The following is an 18,969-nucleotide window of genomic DNA, read 5'->3' as shown; positions in this document are numbered from 1 at the left end:
TTCTACTCCTCCTTAGATGAATGTACTTCTAGTATTTTATAAAGTTCCTCTCCTTTAGGATTTTGTAGTTCTTTAAAAATTTCTCCATCTTTTAGGATTAGCGCTCGGTCAGTTTTTGAAGCTAATTCAATATCATGAGTTACCATTATGACGCATTTCCCTGCTGTAACAAGCTCTCTTAATAATTCGAAGATTACTTCACGTGAGACACTATCTAGTGCTCCGGTTGGCTCATCAGCAAAAATTATATCACTGTCCGCGACAATAGCGCGAGCAATGGCTACCTTTTGTTGTTCCCCACCTGACAAGGTATTTACAAAATCATTTAAGCCTGCATTAAACTTCATCCGTTCAAGTAGATTTTTGATTTCTTTAGTATTTATCTTTTTTCCAGATAATCTTAAAGGGAGGACTATGTTTTCAAAAACTGGTAAAGATGGTACTAGATTATAGGATTGGAAAATAAAGGCTATATCGTTGCGTCTTAAACTTGATAATTTTGAATTTCCGATATTATAAGGATTTATTCGATTCAACATTACTTTTCCACTGGTTGGCTTTAATAAACTGGAGATACACTTTAATAGTGTTGTTTTTCCAGAACCACTAATCCCCAGAATACTGATAAACTCGCCTCTTGAAGCGGAGAGCGATATATTTTTTAACACAGGTAAAGTTTTATTATTTCCAAGCGAGAATTGATGGTATAATTCTTTTACTTGCAAAATATCTGCAGCTTTCATCATGATTTTACCTCCAATTACTTTATTTTCACAAGCTTACCATTCTCTAGCTTACATATGTCAGTTATAAATAAAATGTTTAAATTAAAAAGAGTGTCGTGAATGGAATATGAATTATTGCTTTCTAAATTAGAAAATAATTCATCAAACAACTAACCCATTCTATTATACCTCTCTTAAAAATGAGTTTGCAAGCGTTTTATCAATTTGTTTTTGTACTTTCTAAGAATAAGTGCTAAATTAAAACGAGTCTAAATTTTATATTTCAGACTCGTTTTATTATCTTATCTCGTCGGTCCCATAGTCGCACTCTTGATGTTGAAGCGTTTTTTGAGATAGAAACGCAGGACTAGGGTAATAGCGCCGACAATAGCAACTACGATATTGGATAGACGGGGGTTGAGGAATTCAGGCAGGAGACTAGTCAATACGATGGACATGCTCCAGAGGAGAATAGCCGCTGCCATTGTAAGGATAGACTTGAGCAGTTTAGGGCGCTGACTGCGGTCCTTATCTGGTCCGTAGAAACGGTAGATAAAGTGGTAGAGGGCATAGAAAGAAAGGCCACCGACGATGCTTCCGAGTACGAGAGTCGTCAGTCCATAGACAGATGGCTGAGAGGAAGCTAGATTGACGATTGAGGTCAGGAGGGTAAAGAAACCAAAGATAAAGAGGACAGAGTCCAGCATCATCCATTTAGGATCGTCATTTTCTTTTGGATGCTCGGCATCATAGCGCTCTTTTGCGGTCAAAGAAGCTGCCCAAGTAGTTGGGGCTCCGTAGAGGCCGCGGGCAGTGATTCCTTTGGTTTGATTTTCCAGGATTTCCGGTAGAATACCTTCTAAGATAGTCTGGATTTCCTGATCAGATTTGCCATCTTGTAGGAGTTGATTAGTCGCGATATGGATAAATTCTTTGTTTTTTTTGCTGAGTTTGTCGAGGGATACTTGTGACATAGGCGTTCTTTCTAAAGGTTAAAATAGTTTTTTGTGCATGAGATAGGCCATGACCGAAGCACTCATGGCAAAGGCGATGAACATGATAATCCAGAAGGCATGTGGTTCACCGTTGAGAGGCAGTTCGTTATTTTTGAAGTTCATCCCATAGGCTGAGAAAATCATGGTCGGGATAGACATGACAATGGTCACCAGAGCCAAGGCTTTCATGATATTGTTCTGATTATTAGAAATGATAGAGGCGAAGGTCTCAGTCATACTGTGGAGGATGTTGCCGTAGATATCAGCCATCTCAATGGCCTGCTGGGTCTCGATCAAGGTGTCTTCCAGCAAGTCCTCGTCTTCTAGGTATTTCTTGATATTACTAGTAGAGCTGGTCAGCTTCTTAATCACGCGCTCATTTGTCTTAAGAGAGGCCTTGAAATAGACGATGGTCTTTTCCAACTCCATGAGCTCAATCAGTTCTTCATTTCGTGTGGACTTGTGCAGTTGGCTTTCAATCTGCTCACTCTTACGGTCAATGGAGCGCAGGGCTGTCAGATATAGCTCGGCATTGTGGTAGAGAATCTGAAAGATAAAACGTGACTTCATAAAAGTATAGAAGTTACGCAAGCGCCGGTGGATGAAGATATCCAGCAGAGGTAATTTTTCCAAACAAGTGGTAATAATCGCCTCTTCCGTGATGATAATACCAAGGGGAATCGTGACATAGTAAGTCTGGTTATTCCGCTCCTCAGTGATGGGCACGTCAACGATGATCAGTGTGTACTCATCTTCGATGGTGACCCGAGACATTTCTTCCGCATCAAGCGGCGCTCGCAGGTCAGTGATGTCAATGCCAAAGGCGTTGGCGATTTCGATTGATTCGCTCTGGGAAGGATTGACAAGATTGATCCAAGTGCCTGATTCGAGCGCATCAATCTCTTTGAATTCGGTCGTAGTAGATAAAAAGACTTGCTTCATGATCTTTTTCCTTTCCAGAGTGTTTTTTGCATACCGTACTATTATACTACAAATTCAGGCTTTTGGGGCAAAAGTTTGCAGAAAAATTTGTTATAATGGAGAAGGTTTATAAGTGAAACGAGGTCAAGATGCAAGATAAAATTGTGATTCATGGAGCGCGAGCTCATAATTTAAAAAATATTGATGTAGAAATTCCACGGGACAAGCTAGTCGTGGTGACGGGGTTGTCTGGTTCAGGCAAGTCCAGTCTGGCTTTTGACACCCTCTATGCAGAAGGGCAGCGCCGCTATGTGGAGAGTCTGTCGGCCTATGCTCGGCAGTTTTTGGGCAATATGGAAAAGCCGGATGTAGACTCGATTGATGGTCTCAGCCCGGCTATTTCCATCGACCAGAAGACGACCAGTAAAAATCCCCGCTCAACAGTGGGGACAGCTACTGAAATCAATGACTACCTGCGCCTTCTCTATGCTCGTGTTGGAACGCCATACTGTATCAATGGTCATGGAGCTATTACGGCTTCATCTGTTGAACAGATTGTTGACAAGGTCTTGGAATTGCCAGATCGTCAGCGTTTGCAGATATTAGCGCCGGTCATCCGCAAGAAAAAGGGTCAGCATAAGACCGTTTTTGATAAGATTCAGAAAGACGGTTATGTCCGTGTGCGCGTGGATGGCGATATTTACGATGTGACGGAAGTGCCAGAGCTTTCTAAGAGCAAGCAGCATGATATTGAGGTTGTGGTAGACAGAATTGTTATCAAGGAAGGGGTGCGCAGTCGCCTCTTTGACTCGGTCGAAGCTGCTCTGCGGATTGCTGAGGGCTATGTGGTTATTGATACCATGGACGGTCAAGAGCTTCTCTTTTCTGAGCACTATGCCTGCCCAGTCTGTGGCTTTACGGTGCCAGAGTTAGAGCCACGTCTCTTCTCTTTTAATGCGCCTTTTGGCTCCTGTCCGGACTGTGATGGTCTGGGGGTTAAGCTGGAGGTGGATCTAGATGTGGTTGTGCCAGAAGCTGGTAAGACCTTACGCGAAGGAGCGCTAGCACCTTGGAATCCCATATCCTCCAACTACTATCCGCAGATGCTAGAACAGGCCATGGCAGCCTTTGGCATTGATATGGACAAGCCTTTTGAGGAGCTGACGGAGGAAGAAAAGCAGCTGATTTTCTTTGGCTCAGATGGACGAGAGTTCCATTTCCACTATGAAAATGAATTTGGCGGCGTGCGCGATATTGACATTCCTTTTGAGGGGGTTGTCACCAATATCAACCGTCGCTACCATGAGACCAATAGTGATTTTACTCGGACGCAGATGCGGGCTTATATGAATGAGCTGACTTGTGCGGCTTGTCATGGTTATCGACTCAGTCCCCAAGCCTTGTCTGTCAAGGTTGGCGGCGAGGACGGCTTGCATATCGGTGAGATTTCAGACTTGTCCATTGCAGATCATCTGGTTCAGTTGGACAAGCTTAGCTTGACTGACAACGAAGCTACGATTGCGCGGCCTATTCTTAAAGAAATTCATGACCGACTGACCTTCCTCAATAACGTTGGCCTTAATTACCTGACTTTGTCTCGCTCGGCTGGGACTCTATCAGGAGGTGAGAGTCAGCGGATTCGTCTGGCGACTCAGATTGGTTCTAACTTGAGTGGGGTCCTCTATATCCTAGACGAGCCCTCTATTGGCTTGCACCAGCGTGACAATGACCGCCTAATTGCTAGCCTCAAGAAGATGCGCGACCTAGGAAATACCCTCATTGTGGTTGAGCACGATGAGGACACCATGCGGGAGGCTGACTGGCTGATTGATGTGGGACCAGGAGCCGGTGTTTTCGGTGGTGAAATTGTCGCAGCGGGCACTCCTGCACAAGTGGCCAAGAGCAAGAAATCCATCACTGGCCAATACCTGTCAGGTAAGCGCGAAATCCCAGTGCCATTGGACCGCCGTGTAGGCAATGGCCGCTTTATTGAAGTGACAGGGGCTCAGGAAAATAACTTGCAGAATATCACGGCCAGATTCCCCTTGGGCAAATTTATCGCTGTGACAGGAGTTTCTGGATCCGGTAAGTCAACGCTGGTCAATTCTATCCTTAAAAAGGCCATCGCCCAAAAACTCAACCGTAATTCTGCCAAGCCAGGTAAGTTTAAGAAAATCAGCGGTATTGAGCATGTGGATCGACTGATTGATATTGACCAAAGTCCGATTGGCCGGACACCACGCTCTAATCCGGCTACTTATACTGGAGTTTTTGACGATATTCGCGATCTGTTTGCCAAGACCAACGAAGCCAAGATTCGCGGATACAAGAAAGGCCGTTTCAGCTTTAACGTCAAGGGTGGCCGCTGTGAGGCTTGCTCGGGTGATGGAATTATCAAGATTGAGATGCACTTCCTGCCTGACGTCTATGTGGCCTGTGAGGTCTGCCACGGCACCCGCTATAATAGCGAAACTCTAGAGGTTCACTACAAGGAGAAGAATATCGCTCAGGTTCTGGACATGACGGTCAATGATGCGGTAGAATTCTTCCAGCATATTCCCAAGATTGCCCGCAAACTCCAGACCATCAAGGATGTGGGGCTAGGCTATGTGACTCTAGGGCAGCCAGCCACAACCTTGTCAGGTGGTGAAGCCCAGCGGATGAAACTGGCCAGCGAACTTCACAAGCGCTCGACTGGTAAGTCCTTCTATATCTTGGATGAGCCGACCACGGGTCTGCATTCTGAAGATATTGCCAAGCTCCTTCAAGTGTTATCTCGCTTTGTGGACGATGGCAATACAGTCCTCGTTATCGAGCACAATCTGGATGTTATCAAGACGGCTGACCATATCATTGATTTGGGACCAGAAGGCGGTGTCGGTGGCGGTACGATCATAGCGACGGGTACACCAGAAGAAGTCGCTACTAATCCAGCCAGCTATACCGGCCAATATTTGAAAGGCAAGCTGCATGTGAAATAATACATCAAATCCCTGTTTTTCTAGAAAAGAACAGGGATTTTTCGTGTCGGAGAATGTTGGTCAGATTTAAGTCTTGAATAGGACTTGTTAAAAAATGTCCTATTTGACTGGTTTTTTGATATAATAAGCTTAGTTATTTCATGGAGGTGCCTCATGTTAACAAGAGTTGAGAAGTTTGAAGCAGCATTGGCTCAGACAGAATGCGACGCTGTTTTAGTAACCAATCTGAAAAATATTTACTACCTGACTGGTTTCAGCGGTACAGAAGCGACGGTTTTCATCAGCAAGACTCGTCGGATTTTCCTGACGGATGCACGCTATACGCTGATTGCCAAGGGAGTAGTCCAAGGTTTTGATATTGTCGAAACGCGCGACGCGATTGGGGAGATTGTCAAGATTATTGCAGACGACAAGCTACAAAAAATCGGTTTTGATGACGAGATTTCCTATGCCTATTTCAAAATGCTGGAAAGTGTCTTCTCGGCCTACGAGCTGGTTCCCATGACAGCCTTTATTGAAAATTTGCGCATGATTAAAGATGAGCAAGAAATCGTGACCATTCGCAAGGCCTGTCAGATTTCGGACCAAGCCTTCCTAGATGTACTGGACTTTATAAAGCCCGGTGAGACGACAGAGCTAGCTGTTATGAACTTTTTAGATGCCCGTATGCGTCAGCTAGGTGCTTCAGGTGCCTCTTTTGACTTCATCATCGCTTCGGGCTACCGCTCTGCTATGCCGCATGGTGTGGCTAGTGACAAGGTTATTCAAAAGGGTGAAACCCTGACCATGGACTTTGGCTGCTACTACAACCACTATGTCAGCGATATGACGCGGACTGTTCATGTGGGGCAAGTGACAGATGAAGAGCGGGAAATCTATGATATTGTCCTGCGCAGCAATCAAGCCCTGATAGAAGCAGCCAAGGCTGGTCTTAGCCGAATTGATTTTGACCGGATTCCGCGCCAGATTATTAACGATGCTGGCTACGGTCCTTACTTTAGCCATGGGATTGGCCACGGTATCGGCCTGGATATCCATGAAATTCCTTACTTTGGCAAGTCAGAAGAGCCGATTGAGACCGGCATGGTCCTGACCGATGAGCCGGGTATTTATCTGGACGGTAAATACGGCGTCCGCATCGAAGACGATCTCCTCATCACAGAAACAGGCTGCGAAGTCCTAACTCTTGCGCCGACAGAGTTGATTGTTATTTGAGAATTATCAGGCTTTATGATAGAATAAGTAGAAATATAATTTTAAAAAGAGGTAATATAGAATGATTGAAGCAAGTAAGCTGAAAGCTGGAATGACCTTCGAAACAGCTGATGGGAAACTCATCCGCGTTTTGGAAGCGAGCCACCACAAACCAGGTAAGGGAAATACGATTATGCGTATGAAGCTGCGCGATGTTCGTACGGGCTCTACCTTTGATACCAGCTACCGTCCAGAAGAAAAATTTGAACAAGCCATTATTGAAACTGTTCCAGCTCAATACTTGTACCAAATGGATGACACTGCTTATTTCATGAATACTGAGACTTACGATCAATATGAAATTCCAGTAGTCAATGTAGAAGAAGAATTGAAATTCATCCTTGAAAACTCTGATGTGAAAATCCAGTTCTACGGAACAGAAGTGATTGGTGTGACTGTGCCAACAACAGTTGAATTGGTCGTAACAGATACTCAGCCATCTATCAAGGGAGCTACTGTTACTGGATCTGGTAAGCCAGCAACACTTGAGACAGGTCTTGTTGTCAACGTACCAGACTTCATCGAAGTTGGACAAAAATTAATTATCAACACTGCAGAAGGAACTTACGTTTCTCGCGCATAATATAGAAGAGGTAATAACTATGGCAGCTGAACAATTAGGTGAAATCGTCATTGCGCCACGTGTTTTGGAAAAAATCATTGCCATTGCAACGGCAAAGGTAGAAGGTGTTTATTCCTTCGCAAATAAGAGTATGTCAGACAGTCTTTCTATGCGCTCACTCGGTCGGGGAGTATCGCTCCATACAGATGAGACAGGTGATGTGACTGTAGACATCTATCTGTATTTGGAATACGGTGTCAGCGTTCCGACTGTTGCAGTAGCAATCCAGAAGGCTGTAAAAAGCGCTGTTTTTGATATGGCTGAGGTAGAGCTGTCTGCGGTCAATATCCATGTGGCAGGCATTGTTCCAGAAAAGGCACCGAAGCCAGACTTGAAAGATCTATTTGATGAGGACTTCCTCAATGACTGATATACTGTTGGAATCCAGAAGAGGTCTGCGCCAGCGGGCTTTTCAGGCCCTGATGAGCCTAGAGTATGAAGGGGATCTTGTAGAAGCTTGCCGCTTTGCTTATTCGTATGATAAGGATGAAGAGGCTGACAAAGCTGCGGAAGCTGATATTCCAGCCTTCTTGCTCAATCTGGTCTCTGGTGTGGTCCAGTCCAAGGACGACTTAGACAAGAAAATTGCCCAGCACCTCAAAAAGGGCTGGACAGTGGATCGTCTGACGCTGGTAGAGAAAAATATCCTGCGTCTGGGTATCTTTGAGATTACAGAGTTTGACACCCCACAGTTGGTAGCAGTCAACGAAGCCATCGAGCTTTCCAAGCAATTCTCTGACGAAAAGTCCAGTAAGTTCATCAATGGGATTTTGAGTCAATTTATCGTTGAATAAAATGAAGGTCGAGACAAGTGTCTTGACCTTTTTGTTTACTAGAAATCAGAGATTAAATCAGAAATAATTCATCAAAATCTGCTCAGAGAGCATGAAGTATCTGAGTGAGAAAAACTCTTATTGAAATCCTTTACAACTTGAAAAAGAATCGGTATAATAAATACAGAAAACGTTTGCATAGATGTTCTCTATAAGAAAAAATAAAGGAGTTTTCTGTTTATGAAAAATTACGATCACCTACAGTCTCGGATGGGCGAAAAGCGTCATTATTTCGGCATTCGTTGCTTAAAAGTAGGAGTAGCCTCTGTTGTCATTGCCTCAGGTTTCCTCCTGGGAAATGCCCAATTAGTCCAAGCGGAGGAGGTGAGCACATCGGCCAGCACTGCAACAGAAGCAATCTCTGATGCAAATGCGACAGCCCAAGCTAAGTCAGCAGATGAAGAAAAAGCTGGAGAGGCAGATAGTTCAGGAGCGGAGGCTTCAGAGCAGGCTGCGCCAACTGGTGTGCAAGCAGATCAAGCTCCAGCTAGTGCAGGTTCGGAAGCAGCTGGGCAAGATGCAAAGGAAACCGCTGCTTCCACTGAAAAAGACAAGCAAGAACCAGTTAGTCAGCCGCAAGCTTCGGCAAAAGATGCTATCGAAGAAGGCAATATTCGCTTTCATTTCAAAACCTTGCCGTCACAAAATCTAGACAGCTTGGGCCTGTGGACTTGGGATGATGTCGAGACGCCTTCTAGCCAAAAGGGAGGTTGGCCAACCGGAGCGACTAGCTTTGCGACTACTAAAGAAGATGACTACGGCTATTATCTTGATGTTAAAATGGCTGAGAAAAGAAGCAAAATCAGCCTTCTAATCAATAATACAGCAGGTCAGAATATTACGGGTGACAAGACGGTCGAACTGCTCAGTCCTCAGATGAATGAGGTTTGGTTTGACACGGACTATCAACCTCATACTTATGAGCCATTGAAAAAAGGGATGGTACGAATCAACTACTATCGTACAGATGGCCAGTATGATAAGAAGTCGCTCTGGCTCTGGGGAGATGTCCAAAATCCAAGTAAAAATTGGCCTGACGGAGTGGATTTTGAAAATACTGGGAAATATGGTCGCTATGTAGATGTTCCCTTGAAAGATGCTGCTAAGATGATTGGCTTTTTGCTTCTAGACGAAAGCAAATCAGGAGATGATGTGAAGATTCAAAATCAGGATTATAATTTCGCGAATTTGGAGAAAAACAGCCAAATTTTCTTGCGTGATGCGGATCCGACAGTTTATACTAACCCTTACTTCGTCAACGATATTCGCATGACGGGAGCCCAGCATATAGGCTTGACCGAGATTGAAGCCAGCTTTTCTACCTTAGAAAGTGCTAAAAAAGAAGACATTTTAAAGAACTTAAAGATTACAGACAAAGATGGCCATGAAGTCGTTGTTAAAGATGTGGTTCTGGATCCTAAGACCAAAAGTGCCAAATTCATCGGTGATTTTAACCAAGCCCAGTCACCTTACCTTATCAAATATGGCAATGATCAATTCAAAACCAGCATGAACTGGCAGCTGAAGGATAGTATTTATAAGTATGATGGTGATTTGGGAGCGCGTGTTTCTCAAGCGGGCAAACAAGTGGATGTAACCTTCTGGTCTCCAAGTGCCGACCAAGTTGAATTGGTAGTCTATGACAAAGAGGATCAGAACAAGGTCATTGGTCGCCTGGCTATGGAAAAAGGGGAATCTGGCACATGGACTGGCAGCTTGACCCCTGAGAGCGGTCTGGGGATTTCTGACTATCGAGGGTATTTCTATCATTATGAAATTACTCGCGGTGGCAAAAAGGTTCTTGTGCTGGATCCTTATGCCAAGTCTTTAGCTGCTTGGAACAGTGAAGATGCGGACAAGGGGGATGCCTACAAGATTGCCAAGGCAGCCTTTGTAGATCCAAGTGAATATGGACCGAAAGACCTGACCTATGCTACTATACCGAACTTTAAGAAGCGGGAAGATGCTTTGATTTATGAGGCACACGTTCGTGATTTTACTTCAGATCCAGTTATCTCAAAGGATTTGAAATCTCAATTTGGAACTTTCTCAGCTTTCATTGAGAAATTAGATTATTTGAAAGACTTGGGAGTGACTCACATTCAGCTCTTGCCAGTTCTAAGTTATTACTTTGTAAATGAGCTGAAAAATGCTGAGCGCATGGACAAGTATGCTTCCAGCAACAGCAACTATAACTGGGGCTATGACCCGCAAAACTACTTCTCGCTGACAGGTATGTACTCCAGCGCGCCGACAGATCCAGCCAAGCGCATTGAGGAATTCAAAAACCTTGTCAACGAAATTCATAAGCGTGGCATGGGAGTTATCCTGGATGTGGTCTATAATCATACGGCTAAGACCTCTATCTTTGAAGATTTGGAGCCCAATTACTACCACTTTATGGATGCGGATGGTACACCGAGATCCAGCTTTGGCGGTGGCCGCTTGGGTATTACTCACTATATGAGCAGACGGGTCTTGGTGGATTCGATCAAGTACCTGACAGAGCAGTACAAGGTAGATGGTTTCCGCTTTGATATGATGGGAGACCATGATGCTGAGTCCATCCAAAAAGCCTACGAAGAAGCCAAGAAGCTTAATCCAAATCTCATTATGCTAGGTGAGGGCTGGAAGACCTATACAGGTGATGAAAATAAAGCTGTCCAGCCTGCTGACCAGTCTTGGATGAAGTCAACGGACACGGTAGCGGTTTTCTCGGATGATATTCGCAATACCTTGAAATCAGGTTATCCAAATGAGGGAACACCAGCCTTTATCACCGGTGGCAAACGCAGTGTGGAAAATGTCTTCAAAAACATCAAGGCGCAGCCAACAAATTTTGAGGCGGATAGCCCAGGGGATGTGATCCAATACATCGCAGCCCATGATAATCTGACGCTCTTTGATATCATTGCCCAGTCGATCAAGAAAGATCCGGCAGTGGCTGCCAATTATCAAGAGATTCATCGCCGCCTGCGTCTGGGAAATCTGATGATTTTGACTTCGCAAGGGACACCATTTATCCACTCTGGTCAAGAATACGGCCGAACCAAGCAATTCCGTGATCCTGCCTACAAATATCCTGTCTCAGAAGACAAGGTTCCAAACAAAGCGCATTTGTTGACCAATGAAGACGGCACGCCCTTTGACTATCCGTATTTCATTCATGATTCTTATGATTCGAGCGACGCGGTCAACCACTTTGACTGGACTAAGGCGACTGATTCAGAGAAGTTTCCTGAAAATGCCAAGAGCCGTGCCTATATGAAAGGCTTGATTGCCTTGCGGAAATCAACGGATGCCTTTACCCGCAGTTCCAAAGATGAAGTGGAGCAAAATGTGACCCTCATCACCCAGCCTGGCAAGGATGGTGTTGAGAAAGAAGACCTCGTGCTCGGTTACCAAGTGGTTGCGGCGAATGGCGATATTTATGCTATCTTTGTCAATGCAGACACCAAGGAACGACAATTCAACTTTGGTGAAGCCTACAAGCATCTAGCAGGTGCAGAGGTTGTGGCAGATAGCAATACGGCAGGAGTGACAGCTATTTCTGATCCAGCAGGTGTCACCAGACACAGCAATGGCTTAGCCCTAGCTCCGCTGACAGCGACAATTTTGCGACTTCGAAAAGTTAACCCAGCTCAGGAAGAAAAATCCCAAGCTCCAGCAGCTCATGAAGAGAAGCTGTCTGCCGCTTCTGTAGCCAAGGCTCAGCCTCAGGCTTTATCCTTGGATGCGCAAAAACCTCAGGCTTCAGAAGTAAAAGAAGTGGCTAGCCAAACAGAAAAAGCCTTGCCAAAAACTGGAACAAGCACTTCCCTACTGGCACTTTTAGGTGGCTTCCTTGCTTTCCTGGCCGGTCTGTTAACCTTTAGAAAGAAAGAGTAATAATTTGATGAATGCCCTGTGAGAATTTTTAGACTATGGCTAAATAAAGACGACTTCCGATAATGGAGGTCGTCTTTTCTTGTTTATATAAGTTTCAAACACTCTTACCAGGCAAGAGACTGACTGGCAGGAAATAGCCAGTTGTTTGAACTTCTTGGCCGGCTATCTTCTTGAGGAGTAGGTCTACAGAGAGACGGGCAATATCTTTCAGCGGCTGCTTGATTGTTGCCAGCTGTGGGTAGTAGTTCTCCACAAAGTAGGTGCCATCATAGCCAATGATTTTCAAATCTTCGGGAATCTGGATGTCCAGCTCCTGAGCTACTTTCATAATTAAGATGGCTGTCAGATCGTCTGATGTAAAAATGCCATCAGGTTTGGTCTGAGTCAGAATTTGCTTGATTTCCATCTCCTTTCGGACGGGAGAAAAATCACTGGAAACATTGATAATCGGTGCGTCCGGCAGGACGGAAGCAAAGCCAGCATGGCGCAGGCCGGTTGGTGAGTTGGAATTGTCATTACCGGTTATCATGATGATGTTTTGAGCTCCAGCCTTGATTAAGGTCTGAGCCGCTAGCACTCCGCCACCATAGTTGTCTGAGGAAACAACTGGGATATCCGGTGAGAGATTCCGGTCAAAGGCAATGATTGGAGCGGTCACGCGATTGTAGTCCTCGATGCCTAGATTGTGGCTGCCAGAAATGATGCCGTCCACCTGATTGGCTTCCAGCATCTCAAGGTATTCACGCTCCTTGTCTGAGTCATGCTCACTATTGCAGATGATAGTTTTATAGCCTTGTTTAAAGAGCTCATGCTCCAGCTTGTCAATCAATTCTGCGTAAAAGACATTGCTGATATTAGGGAAAATGAGTCCAATTAGCTTGGCCGATTTTCCTTGGAGGCTCCGCGCAAGATTGTTGGGCTTGTAGGACAATTCTCGCATGGCTGCCTCAACCTTAGAGATTGTTTTGTCGGATAAGTAGCCTTTTCTGTTGATGACGCGGGAAACAGTTGTGGGGCTGACTCCTGCTAGTTTTGCTACATCAGTTAGCTTTGCGACCATAATCTAATTCATAGTAAGTACCGGTTGGATTGCCCTTAGTAATAGCAATGCCTGTCTGGTCTTCTCTCGGGAAGACACGGCCGGAAAATACTTTCTCTCCTTTATTGATGAAAATTTCAAAAATTGATTTATCGATGAAGATAGTAGCACTTGTGGCTTCTTTGTCAATATCACAGCTTCGGCTGGTTCCAAAGTCCAGAGCGAATGGCTCACCCGCCTGACTGCGGTCAACGGTCACTTGACCTGCCTTGAGGTCGAAATTGATGCGTAGTCCCTTGCCATCCTTGTCCACAAAGAGAATGATTTCGTGTTCGGCGTCTGCAGCGAGATTCAGTTCTAGTTCGTAGCTGTTCTTGCTTTCTACCAAAGCAGCGAAAGGCTGTTCCCCTGCTCGCAAATGCTTAATAGCTGGCACTGGGTATTGGTAAAGCTTGCCGTTTTTCAGACTTAATTCCTTGACGAGGGAGAAGGCACCTTGATGGTCGAAGCGGTCAGATGGGTATTCCACATCAGGCAAGCCCAGCCAGCTGACAGCGAGTGCACGACCGTCAGGTGCGTTAAAAGCCTGGGTGGCGTAGCAGTCGAAACCGTAGTCCAGATTTTGGATAGGGCTAGGATTAATCAAAGCAGCCTTGTTTGTGTCAAACGATTGACCTATTTTATACATGTTCGGGTAAATGTTACCATAGTCCAGTACGTCCTTGGACAAACCTTGAGGGCAATAAAGCAAGACTGGTTGGTCGTTGATAAAGACTAGGTTAGGACACTCCATCATATAGGCTGTCTTGTCATTGGCGAAGTCTAAATCGCCGACGACTTCCCAGTTGGTATAGTCATTATCAACAGCCTTGTACAGCTTGACATAGCCTTGTTTGTTTAGATTTTGTCCTCCGACGATAGCATAGAATTGTCCTTTGTAGTTGAAAATCTGGGGATCGCGGAAGTGGTCGGTCGCTTCAGTAGGCTGCTCAATCAAGACCTTGTCAATTTTTTTGAGATTGCCTGATTTATCTAACAAGGCACCGATTTGATAAGGATGACGCACCCAATTCTCATCACGAACATTGCCAGTATAGAAGAGAAAGAGCTTGTCGTCAAACTGCATGGCAGAGCCTGAGTAGGCACCGTGGCTGTCCAGAGCAGTATCTGGCAGCACTTGAAGACCAGTTTCCGTGAAGTGAACTAGGTCGTCGCTTTCCATCTGGACCCAGCACTTGAGGCCGTGAGCAGCTCCGAAAGGAAAGTTTTGGTAGAAAACCACCCACTTGCCGTCGAAATAAGAAAAGCCATTGGGGTCATTGAGCAGACCTGTATGAGGCTCTACATGGTAGTTAGCCCGCCAAGGAGATTTAGAGATGTTTTCTTTGATCTGCTGTAGCTCTTCCTGAGTCCAGTCTTCATAGCGTTTGTAGCGTTTTTCAGTCGTCCAAGCCAATCTTTTGTCCTCCGAATCATATTATTTCTTATTACTATAGTAAACGTTTTCCGATGAAAAATCAACATTTAACAGTGAAAAAATATTTTTTCTGCAAAACGCTTGACATATTTTTGAATCATGGTAAAATAATATTCGTAAAGGCGATAAAATCGCTTTCAAAAGTTAAAAATATTTATAAGGAGATTTTTGCAAATGAATAATACTGACATTGCAAAAAAAGTCATCGAAGCCCTTGGCGGACGTGAGAATGTCAACAGTGTGGCTCACTGTGCGACTCGCTTGCGCGTGATGGTTAAAGATGAGGGTAAAATCGACAAAAACACTGTCGAAAATCTGGAAAAAGTTCAGGGTGCCTTCTTTAACTCCGGCCAGTACCAGATTATCTTTGGTACCGGTACGGTTAATAAAATCTATGACGAAGTTGTAGCTTTAGGATTGCCAACTTCATCAAAAGATGACATGAAAGCAGAAGCTGCTAAGCAAGGGAATTGGTTCCAACGCGCCATCCGTACATTTGGTGATGTATTTGTACCAATTCTTCCAGCTATTGTTGCGACAGGACTTTTCATGGGAGTTCGTGGAGCAATTGCTCAGGATCAAGTTTTAGCTTTGTTTGGTACTACTGCGGATGCTTTCAAAGCAACTGACTTCTATACTTATACAGTAGTCTTAACTGATACTGCCTTCGCTTTCTTCCCTGCTTTGATTTGCTGGTCGGCTTTTAGAGTTTTTGGCGGAAACCCAATCATTGGTTTGGTTCTTGGTCTAATGATGGTTAACTCAGCACTTCCAAATGCTTGGGAGGTAGCTGGTCAGGCTACTAAATTTGCTGTTGATCCTTCTAAGGACATTTTAGACAAAATTGCTAATATGGATGTTCTAGGAAGTTTGAAATTTACCAGCGAAGTTACAGCAACAAAAGTTCACCCAATTTACTTCTTTGGTTTTATTCCAGTAGTTGGCTACCAAAACTCTGTGCTTCCAGCCTTCTTTGTAGGTTTGTTTGGTGCAAAATTTGAAAAATGGCTGCACAAGAAAATTCCAGATGTTTTGGATCTTCTTCTTGTTCCATTCCTTACTTTCCTTGTCATGTCTATTCTGGGACTCTTTGTGATTGGTCCAGTCTTCCACATTGTAGAGTCATATGTTTTAAATGGAACAGAGTTCCTTCTTAGCCTTCCGTTTGGTCTTGCTGGATTGATTATCGGTGCTGTGCATCAGCTGATTGTCGTAACTGGTGTTCATCACATCTTCAACTTACTAGAATCTCAGTTGGTATCTCAAACTGGGAAAGATCCATTTAATGCGATTATCACTGCTGCTATGACAGCTCAAGCTGGTGCGACTTTGGCTGTAGCTGTGAAGACAAAATCTAAAAAACTCAAGGCTCTTGCCTTCCCAGCAGCACTTTCTGCAGGATTGGGTATTACTGAGCCAGCTATCTTCGGGGTTAACTTGCGCTTTGTTAAACCTTTTGTAATTGGACTGGGTGCTGGTGCCGTTGGTGGTTGGTTAGCTTCTATTATGGGGCTTGCAGGTACAAGTTTCGGTATCACAATTATTCCAGGTACTCTCCTTTACCTGAATGGTCAATTGTTGCAATATATCTTTATGGTTGTTTTGACAACTGGTTTGAGTTTTGTTCTGACTTATTTGTTTGGTTACAAAGACGAAGAAACTGCTGAAGAAAAAGCTGTAACTGAAAAACTGGTCGAAGAAGAAACAACTGGTAATGTGCCAGCTGCCCTCCAAGACGAAACGATTATTTCTCCAATTGTTGGTCAGGCAGTAGCTTTGAGCGATGTTGATGATCCTGTTTTCTCTAGCGGAGCGATGGGACGAGGAATTGCTATCAAGCCTAGCGAAGGTGTGGTTTATGCTCCGGCCGATGCAGAAGTTACGATTGCATTCGCGACTGGCCATGCTTATGGTTTGAAGACAGCTAATGGTGCTGAAATTCTGATTCACGTCGGAATCGACACAGTATCTATGGGCGGAGAAGGTTTTGACCAAAAGGTTGCTCAAGGTGACAAGGTCAAAGCTGGCGATGTTCTGGGAACATTTGAAGCTGAGAAAATTGCAGCTGCTGGTCTGGATGATACGACTATGGTTATCGTTACCAACACAGCTGACTATGCTTCTGTGACTCCAGTAGCAAAAGGAGCTGTTGCGAAAGGCGACGCAATTATCGAAGTGAAAGCCTAATGGAATTTAGAAAACGAACAAAAGTTGATTTGTTCGTTTTTTCTAATAACGTAAGTCTATTTAATAAGAGTGTCATAAGGAAAGTTTTTGGCAAATAGTCTGCAAGAGATATGCTATAATGAATAGAGTAGAAATCAAATTTTAAAAGAGGATTTATAATGACAAAATTGTATGGAAGTTTGGAAGCGGGCGGCACTAAGTTTGTCTGTGCTGTAGGCGATGAACGGTTTGAAGTTGTTGAAAAGACACAGTTTCCAACGACCACGCCTATTGAAACGCTAGACAAGACGATTGAGTTCTTTTCTCGTTTCGACAATCTAGCTGGTCTAGCTGTTGGATCTTTCGGGCCGATTGATATTGATCCCAACTCAAAGACTTACGGCTTTATCACGACTACGCCTAAGCCACACTGGGCTAATGTGGATATTGTCGGAGCTCTGCGCCGAGCTCTCAATGTGCCTATTTACTTTACAACGGATGTCAATAGTTCAGCTTATGGTGAAGTGGTAGCTCGCAACAATGCTGGCGGCCGTATTGAAAATCTGGTCTATTATACGATTGGGACAGGAATCGGTGCTGGTGCTATCCAGCGAGGCGAATTTGTAGGGGGGACAGGTCACCCAGAGATGGGGCATTATTATGTAGCTAAGCACCCTATGGATGTGGAAAAAGAGTTCAATGGCGTTTGTCCTTTCCACAATGGCTGCTTGGAAGGATTGGCGGCTGGACCAAGCTTAGAGGCGCGGACCGGAGTTCGTGGGGAAAATATTAAACTCAATAGTTCAGTCTGGGATATTCAAGCTTACTATATCGCTCAGGCGGCTATTCAGGCGACAGTAACTTTCCGTCCAGATGTTATCGTCTTCGGTGGCGGGGTTATGGCTCAGCAGCACATGCTGGATCGGGTGCGTGAGAAATTCACAGTTCTTCTGAATGGTTATTTGCCAGTTCCTGATGTCCGTGACTATATCGTGACACCGGCTGTGGCTGGAAATGGCTCCGCAACGCTGGGCAACTTTGTACTGGCTAAAGAAGTTAGTGAGCGCCACGCAAAATAAGTTTATAGGGTCTGATTTATCAGGCCCTTCTCTATGAGGAAAAGTAATGGAAAAAGCAATTGTCAAAGATATTTTCTTCCTACAGCAGCCATCAGAGCAGGCTAGCAGAGAAGACCTTTATCTGGCTCAAGACTTGCAGGATACTCTGCAGGCCAATCGAGAAAACTGTATAGGACTCGCAGCCAATATGATTGGCGTCCGTAAGCGAGTCATTATCTTTCTATATGGTTTGGTGCCGGTAGTCATGTTTAATCCGGTGCTGCGCTCTAAGTCAGGCCCTTATCAGACAGAAGAGAGCTGCCTGTCCTTGGTTGGAAGCCGTCCTACCCAACGTTATCAGGAAATCACAATTGATTATCTGGATAAACATTGGCAGCAGCAGACCATGACCTTGAAAGGCCTGCCTGCCCAAATCTGCCAGCATGAATTGGATCATTTGGAAGGGATTATCATTTAGAAAAATTTGACAAAATTGCAAAAAATGTCTAAAATTAGAGATAATTAGCAGAATAATATTGAAGGAGGCAAGATGTAAATGAAAACAAAAACTTTAGCACTGATAAGCGGTCTGGTTGGTTTGATTGGAGGGACTATTTTGCTGCTCTCGAATATCTTTTTTGTTCCTTTTTCAGCCCTACTAGGTGATTCTGGCCTGAATTTACTGGGAGCGGTGATTAAATTGGCAGCTCTGGGCTTGGGAATTACTTCCTTGGCTTATTACAAAGGTCAAATGCGTTTCAGTGTCGCAGCGGGCGTCCTCCTTATCGTCGGAAGCAGCAACATCGCGCCCATTCCATTTATAGGCTGGATTGCAGGCATTCTCCTTATCATTGGAGGGGCTCTATTCCTCGCTTCTTCTTCAAAATTTTAATGCGGGACCAATCAATTTTTAGGCTGTTTGTCAGTTTGAAAGGAAGGGTGAAGAAATTTTCTTCGCTTTTTTTCTTGTTGAAAAAATAGTTCTCATGGAAACTTTTTTCTTGACTTTC

At 44.5% G+C, this 18,969-nt stretch carries 15 protein-coding genes; 10 read left to right on the top strand and 5 right to left on the bottom strand.

Going from position 1 to position 18,969, the window contains the following annotated elements; all coding sequences use genetic code 11:
• Positions 1-2 precede the first annotated feature (2 nt).
• The 3 genes from J1C81_RS09540 to J1C81_RS09530 form a co-directional block, all read right to left on the bottom strand.
• Entirely contained in the window at positions 3-746 is a 744-nt protein-coding gene (locus J1C81_RS09540; protein ID WP_002915911.1) for an ABC transporter ATP-binding protein, read from the bottom strand.
• Positions 747-1,027: 281 nt separating this feature from the next.
• Positions 1,028-1,699, bottom strand: coding sequence for a DUF1129 domain-containing protein (locus J1C81_RS09535; RefSeq protein ID WP_002915910.1), 672 nt, complete (start codon positions 1,697-1,699; stop codon positions 1,028-1,030).
• 18 nt (positions 1,700-1,717) lie between these two features.
• Positions 1,718-2,662 (bottom strand): magnesium transporter CorA family protein, encoded by a 945-nt coding sequence (locus J1C81_RS09530; RefSeq protein ID WP_002896489.1) that lies wholly within the window; start codon positions 2,660-2,662, stop codon positions 1,718-1,720.
• Between the two features lie 128 nt (positions 2,663-2,790).
• On the opposite strand from J1C81_RS09530, the gene uvrA reads away from it, so the two are divergent.
• The 6 genes from uvrA (at position 2,791) to J1C81_RS09500 (ending at position 12,219) form a co-directional block, all read left to right on the top strand.
• Positions 2,791-5,622: an excinuclease ABC subunit UvrA gene (uvrA, locus tag J1C81_RS09525; RefSeq protein ID WP_002915909.1), complete on the top strand. Its 2,832-nt coding sequence runs from the start codon at positions 2,791-2,793 to the stop codon at positions 5,620-5,622.
• 153 nt (positions 5,623-5,775) lie between these two features.
• Complete coding sequence (locus tag J1C81_RS09520; protein ID WP_002915908.1) at positions 5,776-6,837, top strand: M24 family metallopeptidase; 1,062 nt, start codon at positions 5,776-5,778, stop codon at positions 6,835-6,837.
• A gap of 61 nt (positions 6,838-6,898) precedes the next feature.
• A complete protein-coding gene (gene efp, locus J1C81_RS09515; RefSeq protein WP_002896485.1) occupies positions 6,899-7,459 on the top strand; it encodes an elongation factor P in 561 nt (186 codons plus the stop codon).
• Between the two features lie 19 nt (positions 7,460-7,478).
• On the top strand, positions 7,479-7,868 hold the full coding sequence (locus J1C81_RS09510) for an Asp23/Gls24 family envelope stress response protein (RefSeq protein ID WP_002896484.1): 390 nt from the start codon (positions 7,479-7,481) through the stop codon (positions 7,866-7,868).
• The gene (gene nusB / locus J1C81_RS09505; RefSeq protein ID WP_002915907.1) at positions 7,861-8,292 is read left to right on the top strand and encodes a transcription antitermination factor NusB; all 432 of its coding nucleotides are present in this window, start codon (positions 7,861-7,863) and stop codon (positions 8,290-8,292) included. Before J1C81_RS09510 ends, nusB begins: the two co-directional genes overlap by 8 nt.
• 219 nt (positions 8,293-8,511) lie before the next feature.
• Complete coding sequence (locus tag J1C81_RS09500; protein WP_002915905.1) at positions 8,512-12,219, top strand: pullulanase; 3,708 nt, start codon at positions 8,512-8,514, stop codon at positions 12,217-12,219.
• A gap of 94 nt (positions 12,220-12,313) precedes the next feature.
• Here J1C81_RS09500 and J1C81_RS09495 read toward each other — a convergent pair whose 3' ends face one another.
• Both J1C81_RS09495 and J1C81_RS09490 read right to left on the bottom strand, forming a co-directional pair.
• Positions 12,314-13,279, bottom strand: coding sequence for a LacI family DNA-binding transcriptional regulator (locus J1C81_RS09495; protein ID WP_002915904.1), 966 nt, complete (start codon positions 13,277-13,279; stop codon positions 12,314-12,316).
• Positions 13,260-14,714: a sucrose-6-phosphate hydrolase gene (locus J1C81_RS09490; RefSeq protein WP_002915903.1), complete on the bottom strand. Its 1,455-nt coding sequence runs from the start codon at positions 14,712-14,714 to the stop codon at positions 13,260-13,262. The genes J1C81_RS09495 and J1C81_RS09490 overlap by 20 nt, the downstream gene beginning before the upstream one ends.
• 195 nt (positions 14,715-14,909) lie before the next feature.
• Here J1C81_RS09490 and J1C81_RS09485 point away from each other — a divergent pair, with 195 nt between their 5' ends.
• The 4 genes from J1C81_RS09485 to J1C81_RS09470 all read left to right on the top strand — a co-directional run bounded on the left by J1C81_RS09485 (position 14,910) and on the right by J1C81_RS09470 (position 18,851).
• Complete coding sequence (locus J1C81_RS09485) at positions 14,910-16,922, top strand: sucrose-specific PTS transporter subunit IIBC (protein WP_002915901.1); 2,013 nt, start codon at positions 14,910-14,912, stop codon at positions 16,920-16,922.
• Positions 16,923-17,080: 158 nt separating this feature from the next.
• On the top strand, positions 17,081-17,980 hold the full coding sequence (gene scrK / locus J1C81_RS09480; protein WP_002907200.1) for a fructokinase ScrK: 900 nt from the start codon (positions 17,081-17,083) through the stop codon (positions 17,978-17,980).
• Positions 17,981-18,026: 46 nt separating this feature from the next.
• A complete protein-coding gene (locus tag J1C81_RS09475) occupies positions 18,027-18,437 on the top strand; it encodes a peptide deformylase (protein WP_002903844.1) in 411 nt (136 codons plus the stop codon).
• 78 nt (positions 18,438-18,515) lie between these two features.
• On the top strand, positions 18,516-18,851 hold the full coding sequence (locus J1C81_RS09470; RefSeq protein WP_002903845.1) for a hypothetical protein: 336 nt from the start codon (positions 18,516-18,518) through the stop codon (positions 18,849-18,851).
• Positions 18,852-18,969 lie beyond the last annotated feature (118 nt).

Source organism: Streptococcus sanguinis, assembly GCF_050225395.1.
GTDB lineage: Bacteria > Bacillota > Bacilli > Lactobacillales > Streptococcaceae > Streptococcus.
The sequence above is the reverse complement of the archived record's forward strand: the minus strand, read 5'-3'. Positions and strand labels throughout refer to the sequence as shown.